Annotated in this window: 20 protein-coding genes and 1 pseudogene; 9 read left to right on the top strand and 12 right to left on the bottom strand. The window is 50.4% G+C overall.

The window, feature by feature from the left end; genetic code table 11:
* The 9 genes from RTW80_RS11670 to yeiP form a co-directional block, all read right to left on the bottom strand.
* The gene (locus tag RTW80_RS11670; protein WP_000088916.1) at positions 1 to 1,026 is read right to left on the bottom strand and encodes an ABC transporter permease; all 1,026 of its coding nucleotides are present in this window, start codon (positions 1,024 to 1,026) and stop codon (positions 1 to 3) included.
* Positions 1,026 to 2,120 (bottom strand): microcin C ABC transporter permease YejB, encoded by a 1,095-nt coding sequence (locus RTW80_RS11665; RefSeq protein WP_000501604.1) that lies wholly within the window; start codon positions 2,118 to 2,120, stop codon positions 1,026 to 1,028. The genes RTW80_RS11670 and RTW80_RS11665 overlap by 1 nt, the downstream gene beginning before the upstream one ends.
* On the bottom strand, positions 2,121 to 3,935 hold the full coding sequence (locus RTW80_RS11660) for an extracellular solute-binding protein (protein ID WP_000637034.1): 1,815 nt from the start codon (positions 3,933 to 3,935) through the stop codon (positions 2,121 to 2,123). It abuts the gene before it with no gap.
* A gap of 81 nt (positions 3,936 to 4,016) precedes the next feature.
* Complete coding sequence (locus RTW80_RS11655; protein ID WP_000470560.1) at positions 4,017 to 5,573, bottom strand: cyclic di-GMP phosphodiesterase; 1,557 nt, start codon at positions 5,571 to 5,573, stop codon at positions 4,017 to 4,019.
* Between the two features lie 180 nt (positions 5,574 to 5,753).
* Positions 5,754 to 6,320: a bifunctional murein DD-endopeptidase/murein LD-carboxypeptidase gene (gene mepS / locus RTW80_RS11650; protein WP_000241011.1), complete on the bottom strand. Its 567-nt coding sequence runs from the start codon at positions 6,318 to 6,320 to the stop codon at positions 5,754 to 5,756.
* 411 nt (positions 6,321 to 6,731) lie between these two features.
* Positions 6,732 to 7,445: a Kdo(2)-lipid A phosphotransferase gene (gene lpxT / locus RTW80_RS11645; protein ID WP_001300998.1), complete on the bottom strand. Its 714-nt coding sequence runs from the start codon at positions 7,443 to 7,445 to the stop codon at positions 6,732 to 6,734.
* Between the two features lie 38 nt (positions 7,446 to 7,483).
* A complete protein-coding gene (yeiR, locus tag RTW80_RS11640) occupies positions 7,484 to 8,470 on the bottom strand; it encodes a zinc-binding GTPase YeiR (RefSeq protein ID WP_000198822.1) in 987 nt (328 codons plus the stop codon).
* A gap of 117 nt (positions 8,471 to 8,587) precedes the next feature.
* Entirely contained in the window at positions 8,588 to 10,054 is a 1,467-nt protein-coding gene (locus tag RTW80_RS11635) for a mannitol dehydrogenase family protein (protein ID WP_000848223.1), read from the bottom strand.
* Between the two features lie 222 nt (positions 10,055 to 10,276).
* Positions 10,277 to 10,849, bottom strand: a complete 573-nt coding sequence (gene yeiP, locus RTW80_RS11630) for an elongation factor P-like protein YeiP (RefSeq protein WP_001136827.1) — start codon at positions 10,847 to 10,849, stop codon at positions 10,277 to 10,279.
* A 154-nt stretch (positions 10,850 to 11,003) separates the two neighbouring features.
* On the opposite strand from yeiP, the gene RTW80_RS11625 reads away from it, so the two are divergent.
* Positions 11,004 to 11,258 carry a YkgJ family cysteine cluster protein gene (locus RTW80_RS11625; RefSeq protein WP_001446648.1) on the top strand — a complete coding sequence of 85 codons (255 nt, stop codon included), beginning with the start codon at positions 11,004 to 11,006 and terminating at the stop codon, positions 11,256 to 11,258.
* Here RTW80_RS11625 and setB read toward each other — a convergent pair.
* Positions 11,255 to 12,436, bottom strand: a complete 1,182-nt coding sequence (gene setB / locus RTW80_RS11620) for a sugar efflux transporter SetB (RefSeq protein ID WP_000551969.1) — start codon at positions 12,434 to 12,436, stop codon at positions 11,255 to 11,257. The genes RTW80_RS11625 and setB overlap by 4 nt on opposite strands.
* 367 nt (positions 12,437 to 12,803) lie before the next feature.
* Here setB and fruB point away from each other — a divergent pair, with 367 nt between their 5' ends.
* The 6 genes from fruB to RTW80_RS11590 all read left to right on the top strand — a co-directional run bounded on the left by fruB (position 12,804) and on the right by RTW80_RS11590 (position 20,215).
* Positions 12,804 to 13,934, top strand: a complete 1,131-nt coding sequence (gene fruB / locus RTW80_RS11615) for a fused PTS fructose transporter subunit IIA/HPr protein (protein ID WP_000487232.1) — start codon at positions 12,804 to 12,806, stop codon at positions 13,932 to 13,934.
* Positions 13,934 to 14,872: a 1-phosphofructokinase gene (gene fruK / locus RTW80_RS11610; protein ID WP_000091263.1), complete on the top strand. Its 939-nt coding sequence runs from the start codon at positions 13,934 to 13,936 to the stop codon at positions 14,870 to 14,872. The genes fruB and fruK overlap by 1 nt, the downstream gene beginning before the upstream one ends.
* 16 nt (positions 14,873 to 14,888) lie before the next feature.
* Entirely contained in the window at positions 14,889 to 16,580 is a 1,692-nt protein-coding gene (fruA, locus tag RTW80_RS11605; protein WP_000854467.1) for a PTS fructose transporter subunit IIBC, read from the top strand.
* Between the two features lie 423 nt (positions 16,581 to 17,003).
* Positions 17,004 to 17,945, top strand: coding sequence for a pseudouridine kinase (locus tag RTW80_RS11600; RefSeq protein ID WP_001208132.1), 942 nt, complete (start codon positions 17,004 to 17,006; stop codon positions 17,943 to 17,945).
* Complete coding sequence (gene psuG / locus RTW80_RS11595; RefSeq protein WP_000040208.1) at positions 17,933 to 18,871, top strand: pseudouridine-5'-phosphate glycosidase; 939 nt, start codon at positions 17,933 to 17,935, stop codon at positions 18,869 to 18,871. The genes RTW80_RS11600 and psuG overlap by 13 nt, the downstream gene beginning before the upstream one ends.
* Positions 18,872 to 18,964: 93 nt before the next feature.
* The gene (locus RTW80_RS11590; protein ID WP_032247685.1) at positions 18,965 to 20,215 is read left to right on the top strand and encodes a NupC/NupG family nucleoside CNT transporter; all 1,251 of its coding nucleotides are present in this window, start codon (positions 18,965 to 18,967) and stop codon (positions 20,213 to 20,215) included.
* A 70-nt stretch (positions 20,216 to 20,285) separates the two neighbouring features.
* Here RTW80_RS11590 and RTW80_RS11585 read toward each other — a convergent pair whose 3' ends face one another.
* Positions 20,286 to 20,984: a transcriptional regulator YeiL gene (locus tag RTW80_RS11585; protein WP_000658583.1), complete on the bottom strand. Its 699-nt coding sequence runs from the start codon at positions 20,982 to 20,984 to the stop codon at positions 20,286 to 20,288.
* A 129-nt stretch (positions 20,985 to 21,113) separates the two neighbouring features.
* Here RTW80_RS11585 and rihB point away from each other — a divergent pair, with 129 nt between their 5' ends.
* A complete protein-coding gene (gene rihB, locus RTW80_RS11580) occupies positions 21,114 to 22,055 on the top strand; it encodes a ribosylpyrimidine nucleosidase (RefSeq protein ID WP_063119381.1) in 942 nt (313 codons plus the stop codon).
* A 99-nt stretch (positions 22,056 to 22,154) separates the two neighbouring features.
* The gene (locus tag RTW80_RS11575) at positions 22,155 to 23,405 is read left to right on the top strand and encodes a NupC/NupG family nucleoside CNT transporter (protein ID WP_000382964.1); all 1,251 of its coding nucleotides are present in this window, start codon (positions 22,155 to 22,157) and stop codon (positions 23,403 to 23,405) included.
* 55 nt (positions 23,406 to 23,460) lie between these two features.
* On the opposite strand, the pseudogene RTW80_RS11570 reads toward RTW80_RS11575, so the two are convergent.
* Positions 23,461 to 23,712 (bottom strand): annotated as a pseudogene (locus RTW80_RS11570) (PfkB family carbohydrate kinase); the annotation flags it as partial.
* Positions 23,713 to 23,787: the final 75 nt, after the last annotated feature.

Here is a 23,787-nt window from a genome sequence, read left to right as displayed (position 1 = left end):
CTACACCGCCTTATTAGGATCAAATGCGTCGCGGACGGCTTCACCAATAAAGATCAGCAAAGACAATAATATCGCCACCGACAAGAAGGCGGTGATCCCAAGCCACGGGGCCTGAAGGTTATTTTTCCCTTGTAACAGCAGTTCACCGAGTGACGGTGAACCGAGCGGTAGACCGAAGCCGAGGAAATCGAGCGAGGTCAGGGTGGTTATCGAACTACATAAAATAAACGGTAAAAAGGTGAGGGTCGCGACCATGGCATTAGGCAACATATGACGCAGGATGATACTGCGATCGCTGACGCCAAGCGCCTGTGCCGCACGAATGTAGTCGAAATTACGAGTACGTAAAAACTCCGCCCGCACCACGCCGACCAGACTCATCCAGCCAAACAAGACAGTAATTGCCAGCAGCCACCAGAAGTTAGGCTGTACGACGCTGGAAAGTAAAATAATCAAAAACAGCGTCGGCATCCCCGACCATACTTCAATAAAGCGTTGTCCCCAGAGATCGACTTTACCGCCGTAATAGCCTTGTAGCGCCCCCGCCAGCACGCCCATCACGCTGGAACAGAGAGTCAGCATCAGGCCAAACAGAACCGAGATCCGCGTGCCATAGAGAATGCGTGCCAGCACATCGCCGCCGTTGGCATCCGTTCCCAGCCAGTTTTGCCGGGAGGGTGGAGAAGGGAAGGGCTTATCGGTAGCAAAGTTGATACTGGTAGCACCAAAGCGAATCGGTGCCCACAGTACCCAGCCGTTATTTTCCAGCCGTTGTTTCAGCCACGGGTCCTGATAATCAGCCTGACTTGCCAGCGGGCCGCCAAAATCGCTTTCGCTGTAGTTTTTCAATAACGGGAAATACCAACTGCCGTCATAACGCACCAGCAACGGTTTATCGTTGGCGATAAGTTCAGAACACAAACTCAAACCAAACAAGACGAGGAAAATCCATAACGACCAGTAGCCGCGACGGTTATGACGAAAACGCGCCCAACGGGCCTGATTGACGGGGCTGAGTCGCGACATTAACGTCCCTCAAAATCAATACGCGGATCAACCAGCGTATAGCTGATATCACTGACAATATTCAGCAGCAGGCCAATCAGGGTGAAAATATACAAGGTACCAAACATTACAGGATAATCGCGCGAGACGGTCGCTTCGTAGCCCAGTAAGCCCAGACCATTGAGTGAAAACATCACCTCAATCAGCAGCGAGCCGGTAAAAAACATGCTGATAAACGTCGCCGGAAAACCGGCAATCACCAGCAGCATGGCGTTGCGGAACACATGTTTCCAGAGAATATTTTTTTCACTTACCCCTTTCGCACGCGCGGTCACCACGTATTGCTTGCGCACTTCATCAAGGAATGAGTTTTTTGTCAGCATGGTCAGCGCCGCAAAGCCACCAATCACTGTCGCCAGCACCGGCAGCGTGATATGCCACAGATAATCGGTGATTTTCTGATACCACGGCAGCGAATCAAAGTTAGCGGAAACCAGGCCGCGTAGAGGGAACAGGTCGAAATAGCTGCCGCCCGCGAAGAAGACAATCAGCAGGATGGCAAACAAAAAGGCCGGAATGGCGTAGCCGATGATGATAAATGCGCTACTCCAGACGTCAAAGCGGCTCCCATTATAAACAGCTTTGCGAATGCCTAACGGAATCGACACCAGATAGATAATCAGCGTGCTCCACAATCCGAGGGTGATGGAAACCGGCAGACTGTCTTTAATCAGCGTCAGCACCGAGGCGCTGCGAAACAGGCTATCGCCAAAATCAAAGCGGATGTAGTCCCAGAGCATTTTGAAGTAACGTTCGTGGATCGGCTTATCAAAACCGTAGCGATGAGTGATCTCAGCGATCACTTCTGGATCTAATCCGCGTCCGCCACGGTAATTACTGTCGCTGATATTGCCGACACCCGTTTGCGCATGGCTGGCACGAACACCTTCACCGCCTGCGCCGGGTAATACTCCGGCATTACCAAACTCAATGGCGGCGATGGCCTGGTCGACCGGACCGCCAGGCGCAATTTGCACGATGAAAAAGTTGATGGTGATAATCGCCCATAATGTTGGGATCACCAGCAACAGACGGCGAATCAGGTAAGCGCCCATCTACTCTCCCTGTTTGCTGGCGGACGGCAGTTTGGCCGCTTTATTGACGTCATACCACCAGGTATCGATACCGAGGCTATAGATGGGGCGCACGGCCGGCTGGGAGAATTTATCCCACCAGGCGAGACGGTCTTCCGCCATGTACCACATTGGCAGCATGTAATAATTCCACGTTAATACGCGATCCAGTGCTCGCCCCAACGGCAGTAATTTTTCTTTATTTCCCTGCGCGGCAATAATTTGGTTGATCAGCGAGTCGATAACCGGGCTTTGCACGCCGGGGGCATTATAAGTGGAATTGATATATTCCGATGACCAGGAAATCTGTAAATCGGAACTGGGCCACGGCATCGCCCGCCATACGCGCGGCATCATGTCATAGTCGCGACTGCGCATGCGGTTAGTGATTTGCGAGTTATCCACCTTGCGAATGTCCATGTTGATACCCAGCCGTTGCAGGCTGTGCTGGAACGGCAATACCCACTGACTATTGCTGCTTGCGGGAAGCAATAATTCAAAGCTGAGTGGCTGACCCGTTGTGGCATTAACGCGTTGCTGACCCTTCAGCACCCAGCCCGCTTCGTTGAGAAGTTTGTCGGCTTTTAACAGGTTGTCACGATCGTAGCCATCGCCTTTGGATACCGGCGGCTGGTAGATTTGTGTGAAGACTTCTGACGGTAGATCTTTTTTCATTGGTGCCAGAAGCACCAGCTCCGCGGCGTCGGGGTAATTTCTGGCCGCGTATTCGGTATTCTGAAAATAACTGTTCGTGCGACTCCAGGCATTGTAAAACAACGCCTTGTTCATCCATTCAAAGTCAAAGGCGAGAGTGATAGCTTCCCGGACCCGGCGATCGCTGAATACCGGACGTTGGATATTAAACGCCAGCCAACGCGTATCCTGGGCTGATTCGTTCTTTTGCTCATCTTTGATGATGTATTTTTTATCGAAATTTTTACCGGTATAACGCGTGGCCCAGTTTTTGGCGTCGTTTTCCATACGCAAATCAAAGGCACCTGCTTTAAACGCTTCAAAGGCGACATTATCATCGAGGTAATAATCGTAGCGAATGGTGTCGAAATTCCAGCGTCCACGGTTTACCGGTAAGTTTGCTGCCCAGTAATCTTTCACACGGGAATAGACAATATTTTGCCCCATTTTCCAGGACGTAACGCGGTACGGACCACTGGCAAGCGGAGGCGTGGCGAGCGGGTCGCTAAGTTTGTGATCCTTCCAGTACTTTTCTGGAAATACCGGCAGCGAAAACAGACTCAGCATATCTTCTTTGCCGGGTTTAGCTAACTCAATGCGCACGGTTAACGGTGCAATGGCTTTGACGGTGGTGCCTTTGTAGACCAGACGAAATTGCGGCACGCCTTCGGTCATAAATTTTTGAAAAGTAAACTCTACATCGCGGGCAGTAATGGGCGAACCATCATGAAAACGGGCGCGCGGATTAATAGCGACCTCCACCCAGGAATAATCGTCAGCATAGCGTGCACTTTCAGCAATCAGCGGGTAATAACTGCCTGGTTCGTCATCGGAAGTCGTAAATAGCGTGTCGTACAACTGCTCGGTGCGTGCGCCCGGGTTGCCGCGCAGTGCATAGCGGTTGAAATTATCGAAGGTGCCGAGGGCTGACAACGTTATCTGCCCACCTTTTGGCGCGGCGGGGTTCACATAATCAAAATGGTTGAAATTAAATGCGTACCGGGGTTCGCCCAGCACGGCAAAGGCATAGCTTTCCTTGATAGCCTGCGCCTGCGCACCGAAGGTGAACAGGGCGATAAACAGCAGCAGTATGCGCACAATCATCTGCAACGGATTTCCTTTTACTCATCATTAGCCGCAATCCGGCATGCTTTCACTATGAATAATAAGGGACGTAAGCACACCTTACCACTGCGGCGTATACGGTTTCTTCAGCCAGCGAACAAAATCGTCCAGCGGTAACGGGCGACTAATCCAGTAGCCTTGCATGAAATTAACGCCGCGTTCGCTTAGCCATCGCGCCTGTTCCGGCGTTTCGACCCCTTCAGCAACCGTCAGCATATTGAGGCGTTTCGCCAGCGTCAGCACCGCGTCAAGTACGGGTGAAGTGATCGTTTCCGTACCGATGGCGTTGATAAATCCACGGTCAATTTTCAGATAATCGAGCGTAAAACGCTCAAGATAGATAAGCGCGCTGTGCCCGGTGCCGAAGTCATCAATAGCAATTTCTACGCCGACCGAGTGCAGCCAGGCGAAGAGTTGTGTGGCTTCTTGCTCTTTCAACATATCGCGCTCGGTAATTTCCAGCACAATCTGGAAATGGTGTGCGGGCAGGGAAGTGAGCAGTTTCTGGATATCTGCTTTAAAGCTTTCGCTGTGCAGATGGTCCGGCGCAATGTTAATACCAAATTTGACGCCTACCGGCAGCACTTTTTCTAATTCTGCGGCATCGCGGGCAATTAACTCAAACAGGTGCTGAGTCAGCGGCACAATCATCTTTTGCGATTCGGCAAAGTTAATGAAGGCATCCGGGGGAATTTCTCCCGCGACAGGATGCCGCCAGCGTAGCAGTACTTCCAGGCCCGTTACTCGCAAAGCTTGTGTATCCACCACCGGTTGATACGCCACGTAAAATTGTTCGCGCTTGATGGCGGTCATGATTTCTCTGCCGGGGCGCATACGTACGCTCATCAGGTAATAGCAGAGCAGGCCAACGACAGTTCCACTCATGCCGCCCAGTAAAAATGCGTACCACACATCGTTCCATGTCCAGTCATCTGCATAAAGCCGAACGGTCAGAGGAATGCCCGCAATTTTAGTTTCACGGACTGGCATGTCGGTTAATTCGTTAACGTTCATCAAACGTGAAGAAAAGGTAGATAGCGCAGTATTGCCAATAATGAGGGCGACGCCATCGTAATCTTCCTGCCGTGAACTATAAAAGAGTGAAGGCGTCAGGTTGAGATTCAGAGCGGCAAAGACGCCGCTATTTTTCAGCAAAGGGTTGCGATACCAGATGACGATTGCGGGTTTGTTCGGCACCATCGGCGTGCCGGGTAAGATCGCCATATCGACGTTTTTATTAATGTCGAGCGCCGGAATCAATTCATTGAGTGGAATGTCCATCTCACCGGTCGCAGATGAACAGAATGTTTTTTTATCTTTCACCAGCACAAACGTTCGGACATTCATGCTAAACGCTGCGCGGGCGGTCAGTTCGGGGTTAGCTTGCTGGCAGGTATCTAAGGTCAGCGGCTGGAGCCGGTCAGTAGTGGATTTCAGGTCGGCAAAATAGGTATCGAGATACTTTTGTACGTCGGTAATCAGTGTGTCGTATTTGACTTCGTGCTTATGCCAGGCCACTAAAAACTGAAGGCAACTCACCAGTATCGCAATCATTACGCCTGCAACAATGCAGGTAAGCAGGAGCTTACGTCCAAAATTGGGAGCGCGTATGAACATGATTCCGTTAATTTCCTGAAATTACGACAACATTTAAAAGATAACAATGACCGGACTATAGCCTGGATCAAGACGCGGAAACATCATTTTCTCTGATGAATGAAAACAAAAAAGCACTGCCTAAGCAGTGCTTTCAGTTAACTCGTCAGGATAGCCAAGGGATTGCATCCAAACGGTTTATTAGCTGCGGCTGAGAACCCGGCGTGCTTCGTTGTAACGCTTCTTCCAGTACGGTTCATTCATGCTGGAAATAATAACACCACTGCTGGTGGAAGCATGGACAAACTGATTGTTGCCGATATAAATACCGACATGGCGTCCCGTTGAACCGGCACGGAACAGAACTAAATCACCCGTACGCAAATTACTGCGGGAAACAGATTTACCCATTTCCTGCTGTTCGTAAGTCGAACGCGGAAGTTCTAAGCCAAATTGCTCACGGAATGTACGCTGTACGAAACCAGAACAATCGATACCTTTTTTAGTGCTGCCGCCCAGACGATAACGTACGCCTTTCCAGTCAGCATACTGATCCATAATTCGCGATTTTACGTCGACATTACGAACCAGGTTTTCAAATTCATCCTGAGAAGCTTGCAGTGATGATGTTTCACTACCCACTGCACGTGTCTCAGGATGCATATTCTTTGCGGTGTTATTTGCACTACATGCAGAAAGCAGAACCGCTACTGCAATCGCGGGAATCCCGCGCAAGATATATCTCAAAATCGGTTGAGATTTGACCATGTTGTTTGTTTTCCCTTGAAGTCCTTAACGACAAATATCGTTATAAAAAAATGCCAAGCGACACGAGACTAATTACCTGGGCATGTTGAAACAATTCCTTAAGGCCAAATCTGTGGACTAACGCACAAAATTATATGCTGTGAGGATAATCTACCGCCGAGGCAAAACGAGTTCGAGATTACCCGATTGATGCGGTCTTGGCGAGCGGTTTTGCATGATTTTTTATAAGAAAAAGTGATACAGAAAGTTAATAAGCGGGATTGGTCAATTAAAGTACGATTGAGTGAAACGCATGCAATCCATTCATTTACTTAGAGAATGATTTTTGCGCGCGATGGATGAAAGCACGGTGCGCATCATCAGGATTATCCTCACTATAAAAATAAGCCTGATGATGTTAATTACTGTGAGTTATTTGTTTTGGAAATGTTTGTTTTTTCCCGGTAGTGATTTGTCAAAAAAGGTGATTAATCGATCACTTAATGGCGTCAGCAACACCCAGGGCAAACCGATCAATATCACGGTCATCGAACCGACAATGATGTCAGTAAACCAGTGTGCGCCAATCATTACTCTGGGAAATGCAAAAACCACAAAAATAATAAGGGCGATAAGGCCTGCAACTTTGCCGAAATAACGCCACATGAATGCCGAAAAAATAAGCAGCATCATGCCGTGATCGCCGGGAAAGCTATCTCGTGAGGCATCTTTCGTGGGAACAGAGAGCAGTTCGCTGACGCGGTTAATATCGGTAAAAGTCAATGTTGGGCTGGCCCGTTTTACAGGAATTAATGCCTGACCCAGCTGGTTTAATACCACTGCAGTTAATAGCATGACCAGACCCATAATCACGATACGTCGTCTGCCAGGGGCGTTTTCTTTCAGCCAGAAACCCAGCATCAACATTCCCATCGCCAGCAGAGAACAACCGTCGAAAGCGCGATTGTTGGTCAATGCAACCAGCCACAAAAAGGCCTTACTTTCGACCAGTTTCTGATTAAAGAAATAAAAAATATCCGCATCAATCGGCAACCAGAATCCATGATTAACGGGAATATACCAGGAAAGAAACAGCGCGAGGCCGACAATATTCAACAACACTATTTGCGGCAAATTTTTAATCATATTTTCTCTAATTATCTTACTGAAAAACGCAGGCAACCTTACGCGGTAGTCGCTAAACGAAGCTTCAACAGCGCGCTCTGTAAGGCATTCCAGTCAGCTTCGCTGCTGGAAATCAGCTCAATACGGCTGTCCGGTGGCGCAACGTTTTGCGTTTCAATGTGCAGGTCATCGCCCTGACGGTTGATTCGTACCAGCCCTTCGGGAATACGCAGCACGCCTTTGACGCGTTCCACCGGTGCAAGTCGCGCCCATTCCAGAATGCCAATGGTGTCGAATACCGTATCAGCGTCGAATATCCAGCCGCAGGCCTGATATCCTTGCCCGCTGTTCAGACTGCGACGCCAGCGTTGATGCTCTGGCAGGCTTAACGCTGCTAACCCTTTTTTCACGACATGCTGATGAGAATGCGCGGCGCTGGCGGGCAACTCGGCTAAATTGCGACGCGGCAAATCCAGAAGATGACCGTCAACTTTCCCATGCTCACTGTGAATTAATTGTCGATCGCCACCATTTTGCTGCCACCAACGCTGTAGCGCTTGCTCACTTTCGGGCGTCGCACGGTCGGATTTATTGGCGACAATGATGTCTGCGGCAGCCAGCTGGTCACGGAAGTTTTCATTGCTGGCGCTTTTTTCGTCCAGCAGCAGGCGTGGATCGAGAATGCACAAGGTGGCGCGCAGATCTATCCACGGTTCATAGACTGGTGCGGTTAACAGATCGAGGATCTGTTTCGGATGGCCCAGCCCGGTCGGCTCTATCAACAAGCGGTCTGGTTTTCCCTGACGCAGTAAGGTATTCAACCCTACCTGCATGGGTAAACCATTAACGCAGCACATGCAGCCGCCGGGGATCTCTTTCAGCAATGCGCCGCTATCGGCGAGCAAAGCACCATCAATTCCGACTTCCCCAAATTCATTAACCAGTACCGCCCATTTTTCGTTGGGATCTTTATGGGCTAACAGATGAAGAATCGACGTGGTTTTCCCGCTGCCGAGAAAACCGGTGATGAGGTTGGTCCTGGTCACAACGGCTCCGCAATACTCTGGTAAGTTAACTGAGCGTTAATCCTGGCTAAAAAAGGCAGAAAAGAGAAGGGGAGAGCGGACGAAGGTGAGCTTCATCCGCTTTAACCGCAGAAATCGTTAAATTTTGAGGGTGTTTAATAGCGCCTGATGTGCGCCGAATTGTACGATTTGTTGCCAGGCTTGTTCGATGGCCTGCACAAAATGCGGGTTATCTGGCAGATCATCACCGAAAACTTCACGCAGGGAAAGCAGGGCGGTTACGCGTTGTTCACTGCTGCTGCCCGCAACAAGTTCGCGAATTTTATCGCTAAGCGGATCGCGAACATCAATGGCATTTCCGGCATCATCAACGCCGCTGACGTAACGCATCCAGCCTGCAACGCCTAATGCCAGCAACGACCAGTCCGTTTCGCGCCCCTGATGTATGCGAATACCTGCCAGCATGCGTTGCGGTAATTTCTGGCTGCCATCCATCGCGATTTGCCAGGTCTTATGTTTCAGCGCCGGATTAGCAAAACGTGCAATTAACTTATCCGCATATTGTGTTAAATCGACATCTTTAATTTGCAGTGTCGGCGCTTGCTCATCCAGCATTAATGTTCTGGCGGCATGGCGAAATGCGCGATCCTGCATGCAATCACTGATATGGGCGAATCCTGAGAGGTAACCCAGATAAGCGAGAAAAGAGTGGCTGCCATTAAGCATCCGCAGTTTCATCTCTTCCCATGGCAGGACATCATTCACCATTTGTACACCTGCGACTTCCCAGGCAGGACGCCCAGCGACGAAGTTATCTTCCACCACCCACTGGATAAACGGTTCGCAGCTAATCGCGCAGGGATCATTCACCCCCAGATGCTGGCTGATTTCCACCAGTGATTCGTCGGTTGCAGCCGGAACAATGCGGTCGACCATGGTTCCCGGAAAACTGACGTGCTCTTTTATCCACCCGGCGAGTTCTGGCGAACGTTTTTCTGCCATTCCCAGCACCGCGTTTTTCACCACATGACCATTGTCGGGAATATTGTCGCAGGAGAGCACGGTAAACGGTGTAAGGCCGCGCTCACGGCGGCGTTTCAGTGCTTCGACGAGAATACCCGGTGCGGAGTGAGGTTCTTCAGGGGTTTGTAGATCGTGAATAATCCGCGGATTACTGGTGTCGAGTGCACCGGTGGCCGGGTCAATACAATAGCCTTTTTCGGTAATCGTCAGGGAAACAATTGCCACCTGTGGCTCGCAAAATTTCTCAATAATTGCCGCTAAGGAATCCAGTTTTGCATTAAGGCATTCGTGAACGGCACCGACAATTATCACCTGATTGCCGTCCGCACCTTTCTCCAGCACGGTATATAAATGGTTCTGTGCGCGGAGCTGGCTCATCAGTTGATCACCGCTGAACAAGCTGATTTCACAGATCCCCCAGTCGCCGCCCTGGGCATTCAGCACACGATCGGTCAGTAACGCCTGATGAGCGCGGTGAAAGGCGCCAAAGCCAAAATGAACGATACGTGATTGCAACTGCTGGCGATCGTAGCGTGGAGCGTGTACATGATGCGGGAGCGTAACGGAGGCAATTGTCTTCATAGGAGTCACGTCTTAGTAACGATAAATTAACAATGACAGTGTAAAGTTATATGACAGCAATTGAAATTGGTCTGGATTGTTAATGCGATGAAGTGTGAGGGCGATCAATCAACGAGTGAAAATTGAGGGCGTAAGGTGTTCAGGAAGCGCAAAATAGAAGATTGGTATAATAAATTAAAAAAGGGACAGCCTGAGCTATCCCTTTTCTGCATGCGGCTGAAGTTAGTCAGCACGCCCCATATAACGGCGTTCTTCGATATGGATACGAATTTTTTCGCCCGGGCTTAAGTATTCTGGTACCTGAATCACCAGACCAGTGCTCAATGTCGCCGGTTTGTTACGGGCGCTGGCAGATGCCCCTTTGATGCCTGGTGCGGTTTCAACGATTTCCAGATCAACGGTCTGCGGCAGCTCAAGCGCCAGCAGTTGACCGTCCCAGGTCAGCACCTGCATGTCCGGCATGCCGCCCTCTGGCATAAACAGCAACTCTTCTTCAATCTGATCTTTGGTGAAGGTATACGGGGTATAGTCTTCTTTATCCATAAAGACATATTCGTTGCCATCGACATAGGAGAAGTCAACGTAACGGCGGGTCAGCGTCACGGTGTCAACGATATCATCACCTTTGAAACGCTCTTCTACTTTCAGCCCGGTACGGACATCAGAAAAACGCATTTTGTACAGCGTAGCGGCACCGCGGGCAGTGGGCGACTGAATATCAATATCCTTAACCAGCAGCAGTTTGCCGTTGTAATTCAGTACCATACCTTTTTTAATTTCGTTCGCTCTTGGCATCGAAAAATTCCTGTAGTCGAAAATGTCAAAAATATCGCGACAAAGTACTCGCGACGGGCCTTTCGGGCAAGTGGTATTCGCACTTTTGCTGGTGCAAAAAAGGTGGTACTGTGCGCGCTCATCAATCCGGTGGTTAACCTTAAGAGAACAACGTATGGAATGCCGTCCGGGTTGCGGGGCGTGTTGCACTGCCCCTTCAATTTCCAGCCCTATTCCCGGTATGCCAGATGGCAAGCCCGCCAATACGCCCTGCATTCAGCTTGATGAACAGCAACGCTGTAAAATTTTCACCTCGCCACTGCGACCGAAAGTCTGTGCAGGCTTACAAGCCAGTGCTGAAATGTGCGGTAACTCGCGTCAGCAGGCCATGACCTGGCTTATCGATCTGGAAATCCTGACCGCGCCTTAAACATCTTTAATCCGCAGTAAGCAAAACAGAGTGGCGATAATCATCACCATCGCAAACCAGAACACAGCGTGATAATTCCAGATCTCGGCGACGATGCCCGCCACTGATCCTGCGATGATCCAGCCCACGCGCGACGTGTTGGTATAGAGCGTGGTGGCTGAACCTGCCTGACCGGGCATCAAATCCTGAAAATAGAGCATCCCGATGCCACCCAGAATGCCAATAAAAATAGCATTTAGCAGCTGCAAGCCCAACAGAATGACAGGTGAATGCGCCATCAGCATTCCTGCGTAAAAACAGACGCCACCCACGGCAGCAACGCGCATTAAGAAACGCTTACCCAGACGTTTGGCGAAATATCCGGCAATCAACATGGTCGGGATTTCCAGCCCGGCGGCGGTCCCCATCATCACACCGGCCAGTTTCTCGGGAAGATGCAGTTCGTTGATAATAAATAGCGGCATGTTGATGATGTACAGGCTGTTCGAGCCCCACATCAATGTACAAATGACAAACAGCAGCAGCGTATCGCGACGGTTACGGCGCGGCGCTTCAATCGTGCCGGTCGCCAGCGGAAGCTCTTTTTGCATCGACGGTAAAAACAGCCACACCATCACGCCGCAAACAATAAACGCTACCGCTGCGCTCAGATACATTACCGTAAAGCTGAAACCCATCGCTAAGGCATAAGCCAGCGGTGGGCCAATGACCCATGCCAGTGAAACCTGAGCGCGTAAAAAAGAACTGAACATCACCGCCTCACGTCCGGTTTTGTCGGCATGTTCACGGGCAAGGGCAAACATTTGCGGGTTAGCGGTCGAGCCAAAGCTGCTAAGAAAGACGCCAACGAATAGCAAAACAAAGTAGTTGCGATTCCAGGCAAAAAGGGTGCAGGCCAGCACGCCTAACAGGCAGCAAAAGACAATCAGCGATTTGCGATCGCCGCGCTTATCAGAGCGCCCGGCGAGAAACTGACTTACCAGAATCCCAATGACAGCGCTGCCGGTAAAGAAGAATCCCACCATCGCCGGACGGGCATGTACTTCATCGGTAAGAAAAATACTGAGTGTCGGGGTTTGCAGAGCGCCCGCAATACCGGTGAGAAAGGCAACGATTAAAAACGCCGTCGAGGTCAGGTCAAACGATTTCGCGCTGGAGACTGCGGGGGAGTTATGCATGCTGGTCGATCACTGGAAGAGGAAGACGCGGAGTTTACGCTGCTTGTCAGAAAATAAACAGACAGCGAAATCAAAAGCGCCACGAATAATCAAAATGCCATTTCACTGTTGCTGATTGGCTGCTGACGCTGCTGAAATGAAATTGCTGATAACGGATTTTCCCATCAGCAATTAGGAAAAATGGCAAAAAATTGTGCAGCACATCAAACTTTTGCTCATAACTTTACGGCTTTCCTTGCGTGCTGAAACAGAAGTATTATGCTTTCTTGAAACGTTTCAGCGCGATCTTGTCTTTAACCCTAAGCCAGGTTGGCGCTTTTTTTCTCATAGAGGCTGAATCGTTTCAATTCAGCAAGAGAGGAGAACTATGTTCCAGTTATCCGTACAGGACATCCATCCGGGCGAAAAGGCCGGAGACAAAGAAGAGGCGATTCGCCAGGTCGCTGCGGCGCTGGTGCATGCCGGTAATGTAGCAGAAGGCTACGTCAATGGCATGCTGGCGCGCGAGCAGCAAACCTCAACGTTCCTCGGCAATGGTATTGCTATTCCACACGGCACCACCGACACCCGCGATCAGGTGCTGAAAACGGGCGTTCAGGTATTTCAGTTCCCGGAAGGCGTCACCTGGGGTGACGGTCAGGTAGCGTACGTGGCGATCGGTATTGCTGCCAGCTCGGATGAACATCTGGGCCTGCTACGCCAGCTGACCCACGTACTGAGCGATGATTCCGTTGCTGAACAACTGAAGTCAGCAACAACAGCAGAAGAACTTCGCGCATTGCTGATGGGCGAAAAGCAGAGTGAGCAGCTGAAGCTCGACAACGAAATGCTGACGCTGGATATCGTCGCCAGCGATCTGCTGACTCTTCAGGCGCTGAACGCTGCGCGTCTGAAAGAGGCGGGGGCAGTTGACGCCACTTTCGTCACCAAAGCCATCAATGAACAACCGCTGAACCTCGGACAGGGTATCTGGCTGAGCGATAGCGCCGAAGGCAATCTGCGTAGCGCGATTGCGGTAAGCCGTGCGGCAAATGCTTTTGATGTGGACGGCGAAACGGCAGCCATGCTGGTGAGTGTGGCGATGAATGACGATCAGCCCCTCGCGGTTCTTAAGCGTCTCGCTGATTTGTTGCTCGACAATAAAGCTGACCGCTTGCTGAAAGCGGATGCGGCAACGTTGCTGGCGCTGCTGACCAGCGATGATGCGCCGACCGACGACGTGTTAAGCGCGGAGTTTGTGGTGCGCAATGAACACGGCCTGCATGCTCGTCCAGGTACCATGCTGGTCAATACCATTAAACAATTTAACAGTGATATTACCGTGACAAACCTTGATGGCACCGGCAAACCGGCAAACGGACGTAGTCTGATGAAAGTTGTGGCACTTGGCGTTAAGAAAGGTCATCGCCTACGCTTTACCGCCCAGGGTGCAGATGCTGAACAGGCGCTGAAAGCAATCGGCGACGCTATCGCTGCTGGTCTTGGGGAGGGCGCATAATGAGCAGACGTGTTGCTACTATCACCCTTAATCCGGCTTATGACCTTGTTGGTTTCTGCCCGGAAATTGAACGCGGCGAAGTGAACCTGGTGAAAACCACCGGTCTGCATGCGGCGGGTAAAGGCATCAACGTGGCCAAAGTATTAAAAGACCTGGGAATTGATGTCACCGTTGGCGGCTTCCTCGGTAAAGACAATCAGGATGGTTTTCAGCAACTGTTCAGCGAGCTGGGCATTGCCAACCGTTTCCAGGTTGTACAGGGGCGCACTCGAATTAACGTTAAGCTGACGGAAAAAGACGGCGAAGTGACCGACTTCAACTTCTCGGGTTTTGAAGTCACCCCCGCCGACTGGGAACGCTTTGTGACTGATTCTCTGAGCTGGCTCGGTCAGTTCGATATGGTCTGTGTCAGCGGAAGCTTACCGTCAGGCGTCAGCCCGGAAGCGTTCACCGACTGGATGACTCGCCTGCGTAGTCAGTGTCCTTGCATTATCTTTGATAGTAGCCGTGAAGCGTTAGTAGCAGGTTTGAAAGCGGCACCGTGGCTGGTGAAACCTAACCGCCGCGAGCTGGAAATCTGGGCAGGCCGTAAACTGCCTGAAATGAAAGATGTGATTGAAGCTGCGCATGCGCTGCGTGAACAAGGTATCGCGCATGTTGTTATTTCACTGGGTGCCGAAGGCGCGCTTTGGGTTAATGCCTCCGGCGAATGGATCGCCAAACCACCGTCAGTCGATGTCGTAAGCACCGTTGGCGCAGGGGATTCTATGGTTGGTGGCCTGATTTATGGCTTGCTGATGCGTGAATCCAGTGAACACACACTGCGTCTGGCGACAGCTGTTGCAGCCCTGGCGGTAAGTCAAAGCAATGTGGGTATTACCGATCGTCCGCAGTTGGCCGCAATGATGGCGCGCGTCGACTTACAACCTTTTAACTGACAGCAGGAGAGGCATAATGAAAACGCTGCTGATTATTGACGCTAATCTCGGTCAGGCACGAGCCTATATGGCGAAGACCCTGCTGGGCGCGGCGGCGCGAAAAGCAAAACTGGAAATCATCGACAATCCGAACGACGCTGAAATGGCGATTGTTCTCGGTGATTCCATCCCGAATGACAGCGCGCTGAACGGTAAAAATGTCTGGCTGGGTGATATTTCCCGGGCAGTTGCGCACCCTGAGCTGTTCCTGAGTGAAGCCAAAGGCCATGCGAAACCTTACACTGCGCCGGTCACTGCGACAGCACCGGTTGCCGCCAGCGGTCCGAAACGCGTAGTTGCGGTGACTGCTTGCCCGACTGGCGTAGCACACACCTTTATGGCGGCTGAAGCCATTGAAACCGAAGCGAAAAAACGTGGCTGGTGGGTGAAAGTTGAAACCCGTGGTTCTGTTGGCGCGGGTAATGCAATCACTCCCGAGGAAGTAGCCGCAGCGGATCTGGTGATTGTGGCGGCAGATATCGAAGTGGATCTGGCGAAATTTGCTGGTAAACCGATGTATCGTACCTCTACCGGTCTGGCGCTGAAGAAAACCGCGCAGGAACTGGATAAAGCGGTTGCTGAAGCAACGCCGTATGAACCGGCGGGCAAAGCTCAAACGGCGACCACTGAAGGTAAGAAAGAGAGTGCAGGCGCTTATCGTCACTTGCTAACGGGCGTCTCTTACATGCTGCCGATGGTCGTTGCTGGTGGTCTGTGTATCGCGCTTTCTTTTGCTTTTGGTATCGAAGCGTTTAAAGAGCCGGGTACGTTGGCAGCGGCGCTGATGCAGATTGGTGGTGGTTCAGCCTTTGCGCTGATGGTGCCGGTACTGGCAGGTTATATTGCCTTTTCCATTGCCGATCGTCCGGGCCTCACGCCGGGTCTGATTGGCGGTATGCTGGCGGTCAGCACCGGTTCTGGCTTCATTGGCGGTATTATTGCGGGCTTCCTGGCTGGTTACATTGCGAAGTTAATCAGTACGCAACTGAAACTGCCACAGAGTATGGAGGCGCTGAAACCAATCCTGATCATTCCGCTAATTTCCAGTCTGGTGGTCGGTCTGGCGATGATCTACCTGATCGGTAAACCGGTTGCTGGCATTCTCGAAGGGCTGACTCACTGGCTGCAGACCATGGGGACTGCGAATGCGGTTCTGCTGGGGGCGATCCTCGGTGGCATGATGTGTACTGACATGGGCGGTCCGGTAAACAAAGCAGCGTACGCATTCGGTGTGGGTCTGCTGAGTACTCAAACCTATGGCCCGATGGCGGCGATTATGGCGGCAGGTATGGTGCCACCGCTGGCAATGGGTCTGGCAACAATGGTGGCGCGTCGCAAATTCGACAAAGCGCAGCAGGAAGGTGGCAAAGCCGCTCTGGTATTGGGACTGTGCTTCATTTCGGAAGGTGCAATTCCGTTTGCTGCTCGTGATCCGATGCGTGTGCTGCCGTGCTGTATCGTGGGTGGTGCGCTGACTGGCGCAATCTCAATGGCGATTGGTGCGAAACTGATGGCACCACACGGTGGTCTGTTTGTTCTGCTGATCCCTGGCGCTATTACGCCGGTACTGGGTTACCTGGTAGCAATTATTGCCGGTACGCTGGTGGCGGGTTTGGCCTATGCCTTCCTGAAACGTCCGGAAGTGGACGCAGTAGCGAAAGCAGCGTAATAAAAGGTGTGTTACAGGGCAGAAATTTCCTGCCCTGTATCATTGGATGAGCGCAAAGGGAATGACCAGCTTGTGAATGTAATTTTATGAATTTAAATGGTTTTATCTTTCAGTAGAAACTTGAAACGTTCATCAAACACTAAGGTTATTTCCTCAAGGGCAGATTATTTTCTGCCCTTTTTTATTGTTCCTGTTCTGTGCATCCCGTCACAAATTCCTCGCTTTTGTAATTCAGGCATTTAATCGCATTTTGTGAGCCTGCTCAAATCTGCCCATTTAGCCTCTCTGGCGGTAATTTACTTTACGTAAAACATGCATACTATGAGCACATGTTTAAATATGAACACATGTTTAAACCGTCTTTGCAGTATCTATATTCTTGTGGATTGACAGGGTTGGTAATTTTTTACCAGAGGACGTGCTATGCGCGAAAAGGATTATGTCGTAATTATAGGTTCGGCGAATATTGATGTCGCCGGATATTCACATGAATCATTAAATTATGCGGATTCAAATCCAGGTAAAATAAAATTTACGCCTGGTGGAGTAGGGCGCAATATTGCACAAAACCTGGCGTTGCTGGGTAACAAAGCCTGGCTACTGAGCGCAGTAGGCAGTGATTTTTATGGTCAATCGCTGCTAACGCAAACCAATCAATCTGGCGTTTATGTCGATAAATGCCTGATTGTGCCGGGAGAAAATACGTCTAGTTATTTATCATTACTCGATAATACCGGTGAAATGCTGGTTGCTATAAATGACATGAATATTAGCAACGCTATTACAGCTGAATATCTCGCACAGCACCGTGAATTTATTCAGAGGGCAAAGGTCATTGTTGCGGACTGTAATATCAGTGAAGAGGCACTGGCATGGATTCTGGATAATGCCGCCAACGTACCCGTATTTGTCGATCCGGTTTCCGCATGGAAATGTGTCAAAGTGCGCGACCGTCTAAATCAGATCCACACTCTGAAGCCAAACCGCCTTGAAGCGGAAACCCTGAGTGGGATTGCGCTGTCAGGGCGTGACGATGTGGCAAAAGTTGCTGCCTGGTTCCATCAACATGGCCTGAACCGACTGGTATTGAGCATGGGCGGCGACGGCGTTTATTACAGCGATATCAGAGGTGAAAATGGCTGGTCTGCGCCGATCAAAACCAATGTTATTAATGTTACCGGAGCGGGCGATGCCATGATGGCGGGACTTGCTTCGTGTTGGGTAGACGGAATGCCGTTTGCCGAATCTGTTCGTTTCGCACAGGGATGTTCGTCAATGGCGCTCTCCTGTGAATACACCAATAACCCCGATTTATCGATTGCCAACGTTATATCGTTAGTGGAGAACGCAGAATGTCTAAATTAAAAATTTCCCCTGAATTATTACAAATTTCCCCGGAAGTGCAGGAAGCTTTAAAAAACAAAAAACCGGTTGTGGCGCTGGAATCGACCATTATTTCTCACGGGATGCCGTTCCCACAAAATGCCCAGACCGCAATTGAAGTAGAAGAAACTATTCGTAAACAGGGCGCAGTACCTGCCACTATCGCCATTATTGGCGGCGTGATGAAAGTGGGTTTAAGTAAAGAAGAAATTGAATTACTGGGTCGTGAAGGGCATAACGTGACCAAAGTTAGTCGTCGCGATTTACCTTTTGTTGTTGCCGCCGGAAAAAATGGCGCAACCACTGTGGCTTCAACGATGATTATTGCGGCGCTTGCCGGAATTAAAGTATTTGCCACCGGGGGAATTGGTGGTGTGCATCGCGGGGCGGAACATACCTTCGATATTTCTGCCGATTTGCAAGAACTGGCAAATACTAATGTCACCGTTGTTTGTGCCGGGGCGAAATCTATTCTCGATTTAGGATTAACCACTGAGTATTTAGAAACCTTCGGTGTGCCGTTAATTGGCTATCAGACTAAAGCGCTGCCTGCGTTTTTCTGCCGTACCAGCTCGTTTGACGTCAGCATTCGTCTCGACAGCGCCAGTGAAATTGCCCGTGCAATGGCGGTGAAATGGCAAAGCGGGCTGAACGGTGGCCTCGTGGTAGCGAACCCGATCCCGGAACAGTTTGCGATGCCGGAGGAATCTATCAATGCAGCCATAGATCAAGCCGTCGCCGAAGCCGAAGAGCAGGGCGTTATTGGTAAAGAAAGTACACCGTTCCTGCTGGCGCGCGTTGCTGAACTGACCGGCGGTGACAGCCTGAAATCCAATATCCAGCTGGTGTTCAACAACGCCATTCTGGCGAGTGAAATTGCCAAAGAATACCAGCGTCTCGCGGGTTAATTTCTGACGGGCAGAAAGCCGTCGCCCGTACTCATCAAACATACCAAAACCTGGCGCTGACGCCGGGTTTACTGGCATGAAGGGAAAATCATTATGGACATAATGAGAAGTGTTGTGGGGATGGTGGTGTTACTGGCAATAGCATTTCTGTTGTCAGTGAATAAAAAGAGCATCAGTTTGCGTACGGTTGGAGCCGCACTGCTGCTGCAAATCGCTATTGGTGGCATCATGCTCTACTTCCCACCGGGAAAATGGGCAGTAGAACAGGCGGCATTAGGCGTTCATAAAGTGATGTCTTACAGTGATGCCGGTAGCGCCTTCATTTTTGGTTCGCTGGTTGGGCCGAAAATGGATGTCCTGTTTGACGGTGCGGGTTTTATCTTCGCCTTTCGCGTACTTCCGGCGATTATTTTCGTTACTGCGCTCATCAGTCTGCTGTACTACATTGGCGTGATGGGGCTGCTGATTCGCATCCTTGGCAGCATTTTCCAGAAAGCTCTTAACATCAGCAAAATCGAATCTTTTGTCGCAGTCACAACTATTTTCCTCGGGCAAAATGAGATCCCGGCGATCGTTAAACCGTTTATCGATCGCATGAATCGCAACGAGTTGTTTACCGCAATTTGTAGCGGGATGGCGTCCATTGCTGGTTCGATGATGATTGGTTATGCCGGAATGGGCGTACCAATTGACTACCTGTTAGCGGCATCGCTGATGGCGATCCCAGGTGGTATTTTGTTTGCACGTATTCTTAGCCCGGCCACCGAGCCTTCGCAGGTCACATTTGAAAATCTGGCGTTCAGCGAAACGCCGCCAAAAAGCTTTATCGAAGCGGCGGCGAGCGGTGCGATGACTGGGCTGAAAATCGCCGCTGGTGTAGCGACGGTGGTAATGGCGTTTGTCGCAATTATTGCGCTGATCAACGGCATTATCGGCGGAATTGGTGGCTGGTTTGGTTTCGCCAATGCCTCTCTGGAAAGTATTTTTGGCTATGTGCTGGCACCGCTGGCGTGGATCATGGGTGTGGACTGGAGTGATGCCAATCTTGCGGGTAGCCTGATTGGGCAGAAACTGGCGATTAACGAATTCGTCGCTTACCTGAGTTTCTCCCCATACCTGCAAACGGGCGGCACGCTGGAAGTGAAAACCATTGCGATTATCTCCTTTGCGCTTTGTGGTTTTGCTAACTTTGGTTCTATCGGTGTTGTCGTTGGCGCATTTTCGGCTATTTCGCCAAAACGTGCTCCAGAAATCGCCCAGCTTGGTTTACGGGCGCTGGCAGCAGCAACGCTTTCCAACCTGATGAGTGCGACTATTGCCGGGTTCTTTATTGGTCTGGCGTAATGCTCGATTTGTAGACCGGATAAAACGTATTAAGCGTTGCATCCGGCAATCGCGCTATTGCAAATAATTTTTACTGCATCATCCCGGAGAATTTATTCTCCGGGTCCATCTCCAGCGCCAGTCCCGACAACTGCTTTCTGTTTTTAATGAGATACCCTTTCTTGCTTTTAGTTAATAAACCGTCGTGAATGAATTGCGCGAGAACATATAAAAGATGTCGATAAGAAACGCCTAAATACTCTGCCGCTTGCGTATGCTTTTCGTGATAAAGATCACCTTCCTGCGAGAGTAATATAAAAGCTGCCAGGCGATTAACTAACGGAAATGATTGATTCTGAGTTAAAGAAACAATATTACGATAATTTTTATGACTTAAGGTGACGCAGAGTTTTCGTAAAAATAGCGTGTCGTTTAATAACAGCGGGCGGTAATGTTTCATAGAGAGCGCAAGGCACCAACACTCTTCAATAGCCTGCACCGCACGCGGTTCATGGTCTTTGTCGATTAACTCAATCTCACCAATAAAACAGGGGGCGGCAAAGAAATCGATTAGCGACACGCGACCATTAGCAAGCGTGGCGTAAAGCCTGGCGCGGCCTCGCGTCAGATAAAACAGCCAGGACGGCTGTTGCCCTTCCTGCACAATGTAGTCACGCGCTAAAAAATGAAACAGCCGCGTATCGGCTGAAACATCCGTTAAAAAGCAATCCTTAAACGCGGATTCACTCATCAATTGCTGCTTAAGATCATTATTGTGGATTTCTTTCACGATGTTTATCCGCTATGAGATTTCTCATATTTAGCATACGTACGCGGTTGGTAAGATTCAATCATCGGCCCGGTCGAATTTTCTTTGCTGTAGAAAAAATAACGCAACTGGAAACAGAGGAAATAAACAATGGAAAAGAGAAAAATTATTCTGGATTGTGATCCGGGTCATGATGATGCTATTGCAATGATGATGGCAGCGAAACATCCGGCAATAGATTTATTAGGCATCACTATTGTAGCGGGTAATCAGACGCTTGATAAAACATTAATTAATGGCCTGAATGTTTGCCAGAAACTGGAGATTAATGTTCCGGTTTATGCGGGGATGCCGCAACCCATTATGCGTAAACAAATCGTTGCCGATAATATTCACGGTGAAACCGGACTGGATGGCCCGGTATTCGAGCCGCTGACCCGCCAGGCAGAAAGTACCCACGCGGTGAAATACATCATTGATACCCTGATGGCAAGCGATGGCGATATCACTCTGGTGCCGGTTGGTCCGCTTTCAAATATCGCGGTGGCAATGCGTATGCAACCCGCGATCCTGCCCAAAATCCGTGAAATTGTGCTAATGGGCGGCGCTTACGGTACAGGCAACTTCACGCCATCTGCCGAGTTCAACATCTTTGCTGATCCGGAAGCAGCCCGCGTGGTGTTCACCTCCGGCGTTCCATTAGTGATGATGGGCCTCGATCTCACCAACCAGACCGTTTGCACCCCGGACGTGATTGCACGGATGGAAAGGGCAGGCGGCCCTGCCGGAGAGCTGTTCAGCGACATCATGAACTTCACTCTCAAAACGCAGTTCGAAAACTACGGCCTGGCTGGCGGCCCGGTGCACGACGCCACCTGCATCGGTTATCTGATTTACCCTGATGGCATTAAAACCCAGGAGATGTACGTCGAAGTGGACGTCAACAGTGGCCCTTGCTATGGGCGTACCGTCTGCGACGAGCTGGGCGTTCTTGGCAAGCCCGCTAATACCAAAGTCGGCATCACTATTGATACCGACTGGTTCTGGGGCTTAGTCGAAGAGTGCGTGCGCGGCTACATCAAAACCCATTAAGTGTTGATAACAAGCCGGGTCAGTATCGCAAGATCCAAGCCCGGCTATTTCTGATGGGCAGAAAGCCGTCGCCCAATATGACATGAAGAGATAATAACTATGGATGTCATGAGAAGTGTTCTGGGAATGGTGGTATTGCTGACGATTGCGTTTTTGCTGTCAGTAAACAAGAAGAAGATCAGCCTGCGTACCGTTGGCGCGGCGTTAGTGTTACAGGTCGTGATTGGCGGGATTATGCTTTGGTTACCGCCAGGGCGTTGGGTCGCTGAAAAAGTCGCTTTTGGCGTGCATAAAGTGATGGCGTACAGCGACGCGGGTAGCGCATTTATCTTCGGTTCGCTGGTCGGGCCGAAAATGGACACGCTGTTTGATGGCGCAGGATTTATCTTTGGTTTCAGGGTATTACCGGCAATTATCTTCGTCACTGCACTGGTGAGTATTCTCTACTACATCGGTGTGATGGGGATTTTAATTCGCATTCTCGGCGGTATATTCCAGAAAGCATTAAATATCAGCAAGATTGAGTCATTCGTCGCGGTCACCACCATTTTCCTCGGGCAAAACGAAATTCCGGCGATCGTCAAACCCTTTATCGATCGTCTGAATCGCAATGAATTATTTACAGCGATTTGTAGTGGCATGGCCTCGATTGCTGGTTCGACAATGATTGGTTACGCCGCCCTGGGCGTACCTGTGGAATATTTGCTGGCGGCATCGTTAATGGCGATCCCAGGCGGGATCTTGTTTGCCCGCCTGTTAAGCCCGGCTACGGAATCTTCGCAGGTTTCCTTTAATAACCTCTCTTTCACCGAAACACCGCCAAAAAGCATTATTGAAGCCGCTGCGACAGGGGCAATGACCGGGCTGAAAATCGCCGCCGGTGTAGCGACAGTTGTTATGGCATTTGTCGCCATCATTGCGTTAATTAATGGTATTATCGGCGGCGTTGGCGGCTGGTTTGGTTTTGCACATGCCTCGCTGGAGTCCATTTTAGGTTACCTGTTGGCCCCATTGGCGTGGGTGATGGGGGTTGACTGGAGTGATGCAAATCTTGCCGGGAGTTTGATTGGGCAGAAGCTGGCGATCAATGAATTTGTCGCTTATCTCAATTTCTCGCCATATCTGCAAACGGGTGGCACTCTGGATGCTAAAACCGTGGCGATTATTTCTTTCGCGTTGTGCGGTTTCGCTAACTTTGGTTCTATCGGGGTGGTGGTGGGGGCGTTTTCTGCGGTTGCGCCACACCGTGCGCCGGAAATCGCCCAACTTGGTTTACGCGCGCTGGCGGCGGCGACACTTTCTAACCTGATGAGTGCTACTATTGCAGGATTCTTTATTGGTTTAGCGTAGTGCGCAATTTATGAGCCGGATAAGATGCGGTCAAGCGTCGAATCCGGCAACATTGTTACACCATTGGCACTAATGAAAGCGCGTTATCGGCAGACAGGGTAGGGTTGTTTAAGCTGCCGCTGGCGCGCGAAATTGCCGCGCAGGCTACCGCAAAACGGGCGCTGTCGCGGAAACTGTATCCTTCAAGAAAGCTATATACCAGGCCCGCCATAAAACCATCGTCAGCACCAAAACTGTCTACTGTCGTATGCGCTGGCGCGGTCAGCAAAAATTGTTCTCCATCCTTTTCGCTGCAATAAACTGACTCGGTGATGCTGCCAACTTACTGATTTAGTGTATGATGGTGTTTTTGAGGTGCTCCAGTGGCTTCTGTTTCTATCAG

The organism is Escherichia sp. AM3 (assembly GCF_032029835.1).
GTDB lineage: Bacteria > Pseudomonadota > Gammaproteobacteria > Enterobacterales > Enterobacteriaceae > Escherichia > Escherichia coli.
Note: the sequence above shows the minus strand (reverse complement) of the source record. Positions and strands in the feature narration are given on the sequence as shown.

Excerpts from the sequence above, each read along its gene's own strand:
- fruB (WP_000487232.1), top strand. The coding sequence starts at position 12,804 with ATGTTCCAGTTATCCGTACAGGACATCCATCCGGGCGAAAAGGCCGGA.
- RTW80_RS11670 (WP_000088916.1), bottom strand. The coding sequence starts at position 1,026 with ATGTCGCGACTCAGCCCCGTCAATCAGGCCCGTTGGGCGCGTTTTCGT.
- setB (WP_000551969.1), bottom strand. The coding sequence starts at position 12,436 with ATGCATAACTCCCCCGCAGTCTCCAGCGCGAAATCGTTTGACCTGACC.
- rihB (WP_063119381.1), top strand. The coding sequence starts at position 21,114 with ATGGAAAAGAGAAAAATTATTCTGGATTGTGATCCGGGTCATGATGAT.
- yeiP (WP_001136827.1), bottom strand. The coding sequence starts at position 10,849 with ATGCCAAGAGCGAACGAAATTAAAAAAGGTATGGTACTGAATTACAAC.
- RTW80_RS11660 (WP_000637034.1), bottom strand. The coding sequence starts at position 3,935 with ATGATTGTGCGCATACTGCTGCTGTTTATCGCCCTGTTCACCTTCGGT.
- RTW80_RS11665 (WP_000501604.1), bottom strand. The coding sequence starts at position 2,120 with ATGGGCGCTTACCTGATTCGCCGTCTGTTGCTGGTGATCCCAACATTA.
- RTW80_RS11575 (WP_000382964.1), top strand. The coding sequence starts at position 22,155 with ATGGATGTCATGAGAAGTGTTCTGGGAATGGTGGTATTGCTGACGATT.
- psuG (WP_000040208.1), top strand. The coding sequence starts at position 17,933 with ATGTCTAAATTAAAAATTTCCCCTGAATTATTACAAATTTCCCCGGAA.
- RTW80_RS11600 (WP_001208132.1), top strand. The coding sequence starts at position 17,004 with ATGCGCGAAAAGGATTATGTCGTAATTATAGGTTCGGCGAATATTGAT.
- RTW80_RS11635 (WP_000848223.1), bottom strand. The coding sequence starts at position 10,054 with ATGAAGACAATTGCCTCCGTTACGCTCCCGCATCATGTACACGCTCCA.
- RTW80_RS11625 (WP_001446648.1), top strand. The coding sequence starts at position 11,004 with ATGGAATGCCGTCCGGGTTGCGGGGCGTGTTGCACTGCCCCTTCAATT.
- RTW80_RS11655 (WP_000470560.1), bottom strand. The coding sequence starts at position 5,573 with ATGTTCATACGCGCTCCCAATTTTGGACGTAAGCTCCTGCTTACCTGC.
- fruA (WP_000854467.1), top strand. The coding sequence starts at position 14,889 with ATGAAAACGCTGCTGATTATTGACGCTAATCTCGGTCAGGCACGAGCC.
- mepS (WP_000241011.1), bottom strand. The coding sequence starts at position 6,320 with ATGGTCAAATCTCAACCGATTTTGAGATATATCTTGCGCGGGATTCCC.
- fruK (WP_000091263.1), top strand. The coding sequence starts at position 13,934 with ATGAGCAGACGTGTTGCTACTATCACCCTTAATCCGGCTTATGACCTT.
- RTW80_RS11590 (WP_032247685.1), top strand. The coding sequence starts at position 18,965 with ATGGACATAATGAGAAGTGTTGTGGGGATGGTGGTGTTACTGGCAATA.
- lpxT (WP_001300998.1), bottom strand. The coding sequence starts at position 7,445 with ATGATTAAAAATTTGCCGCAAATAGTGTTGTTGAATATTGTCGGCCTC.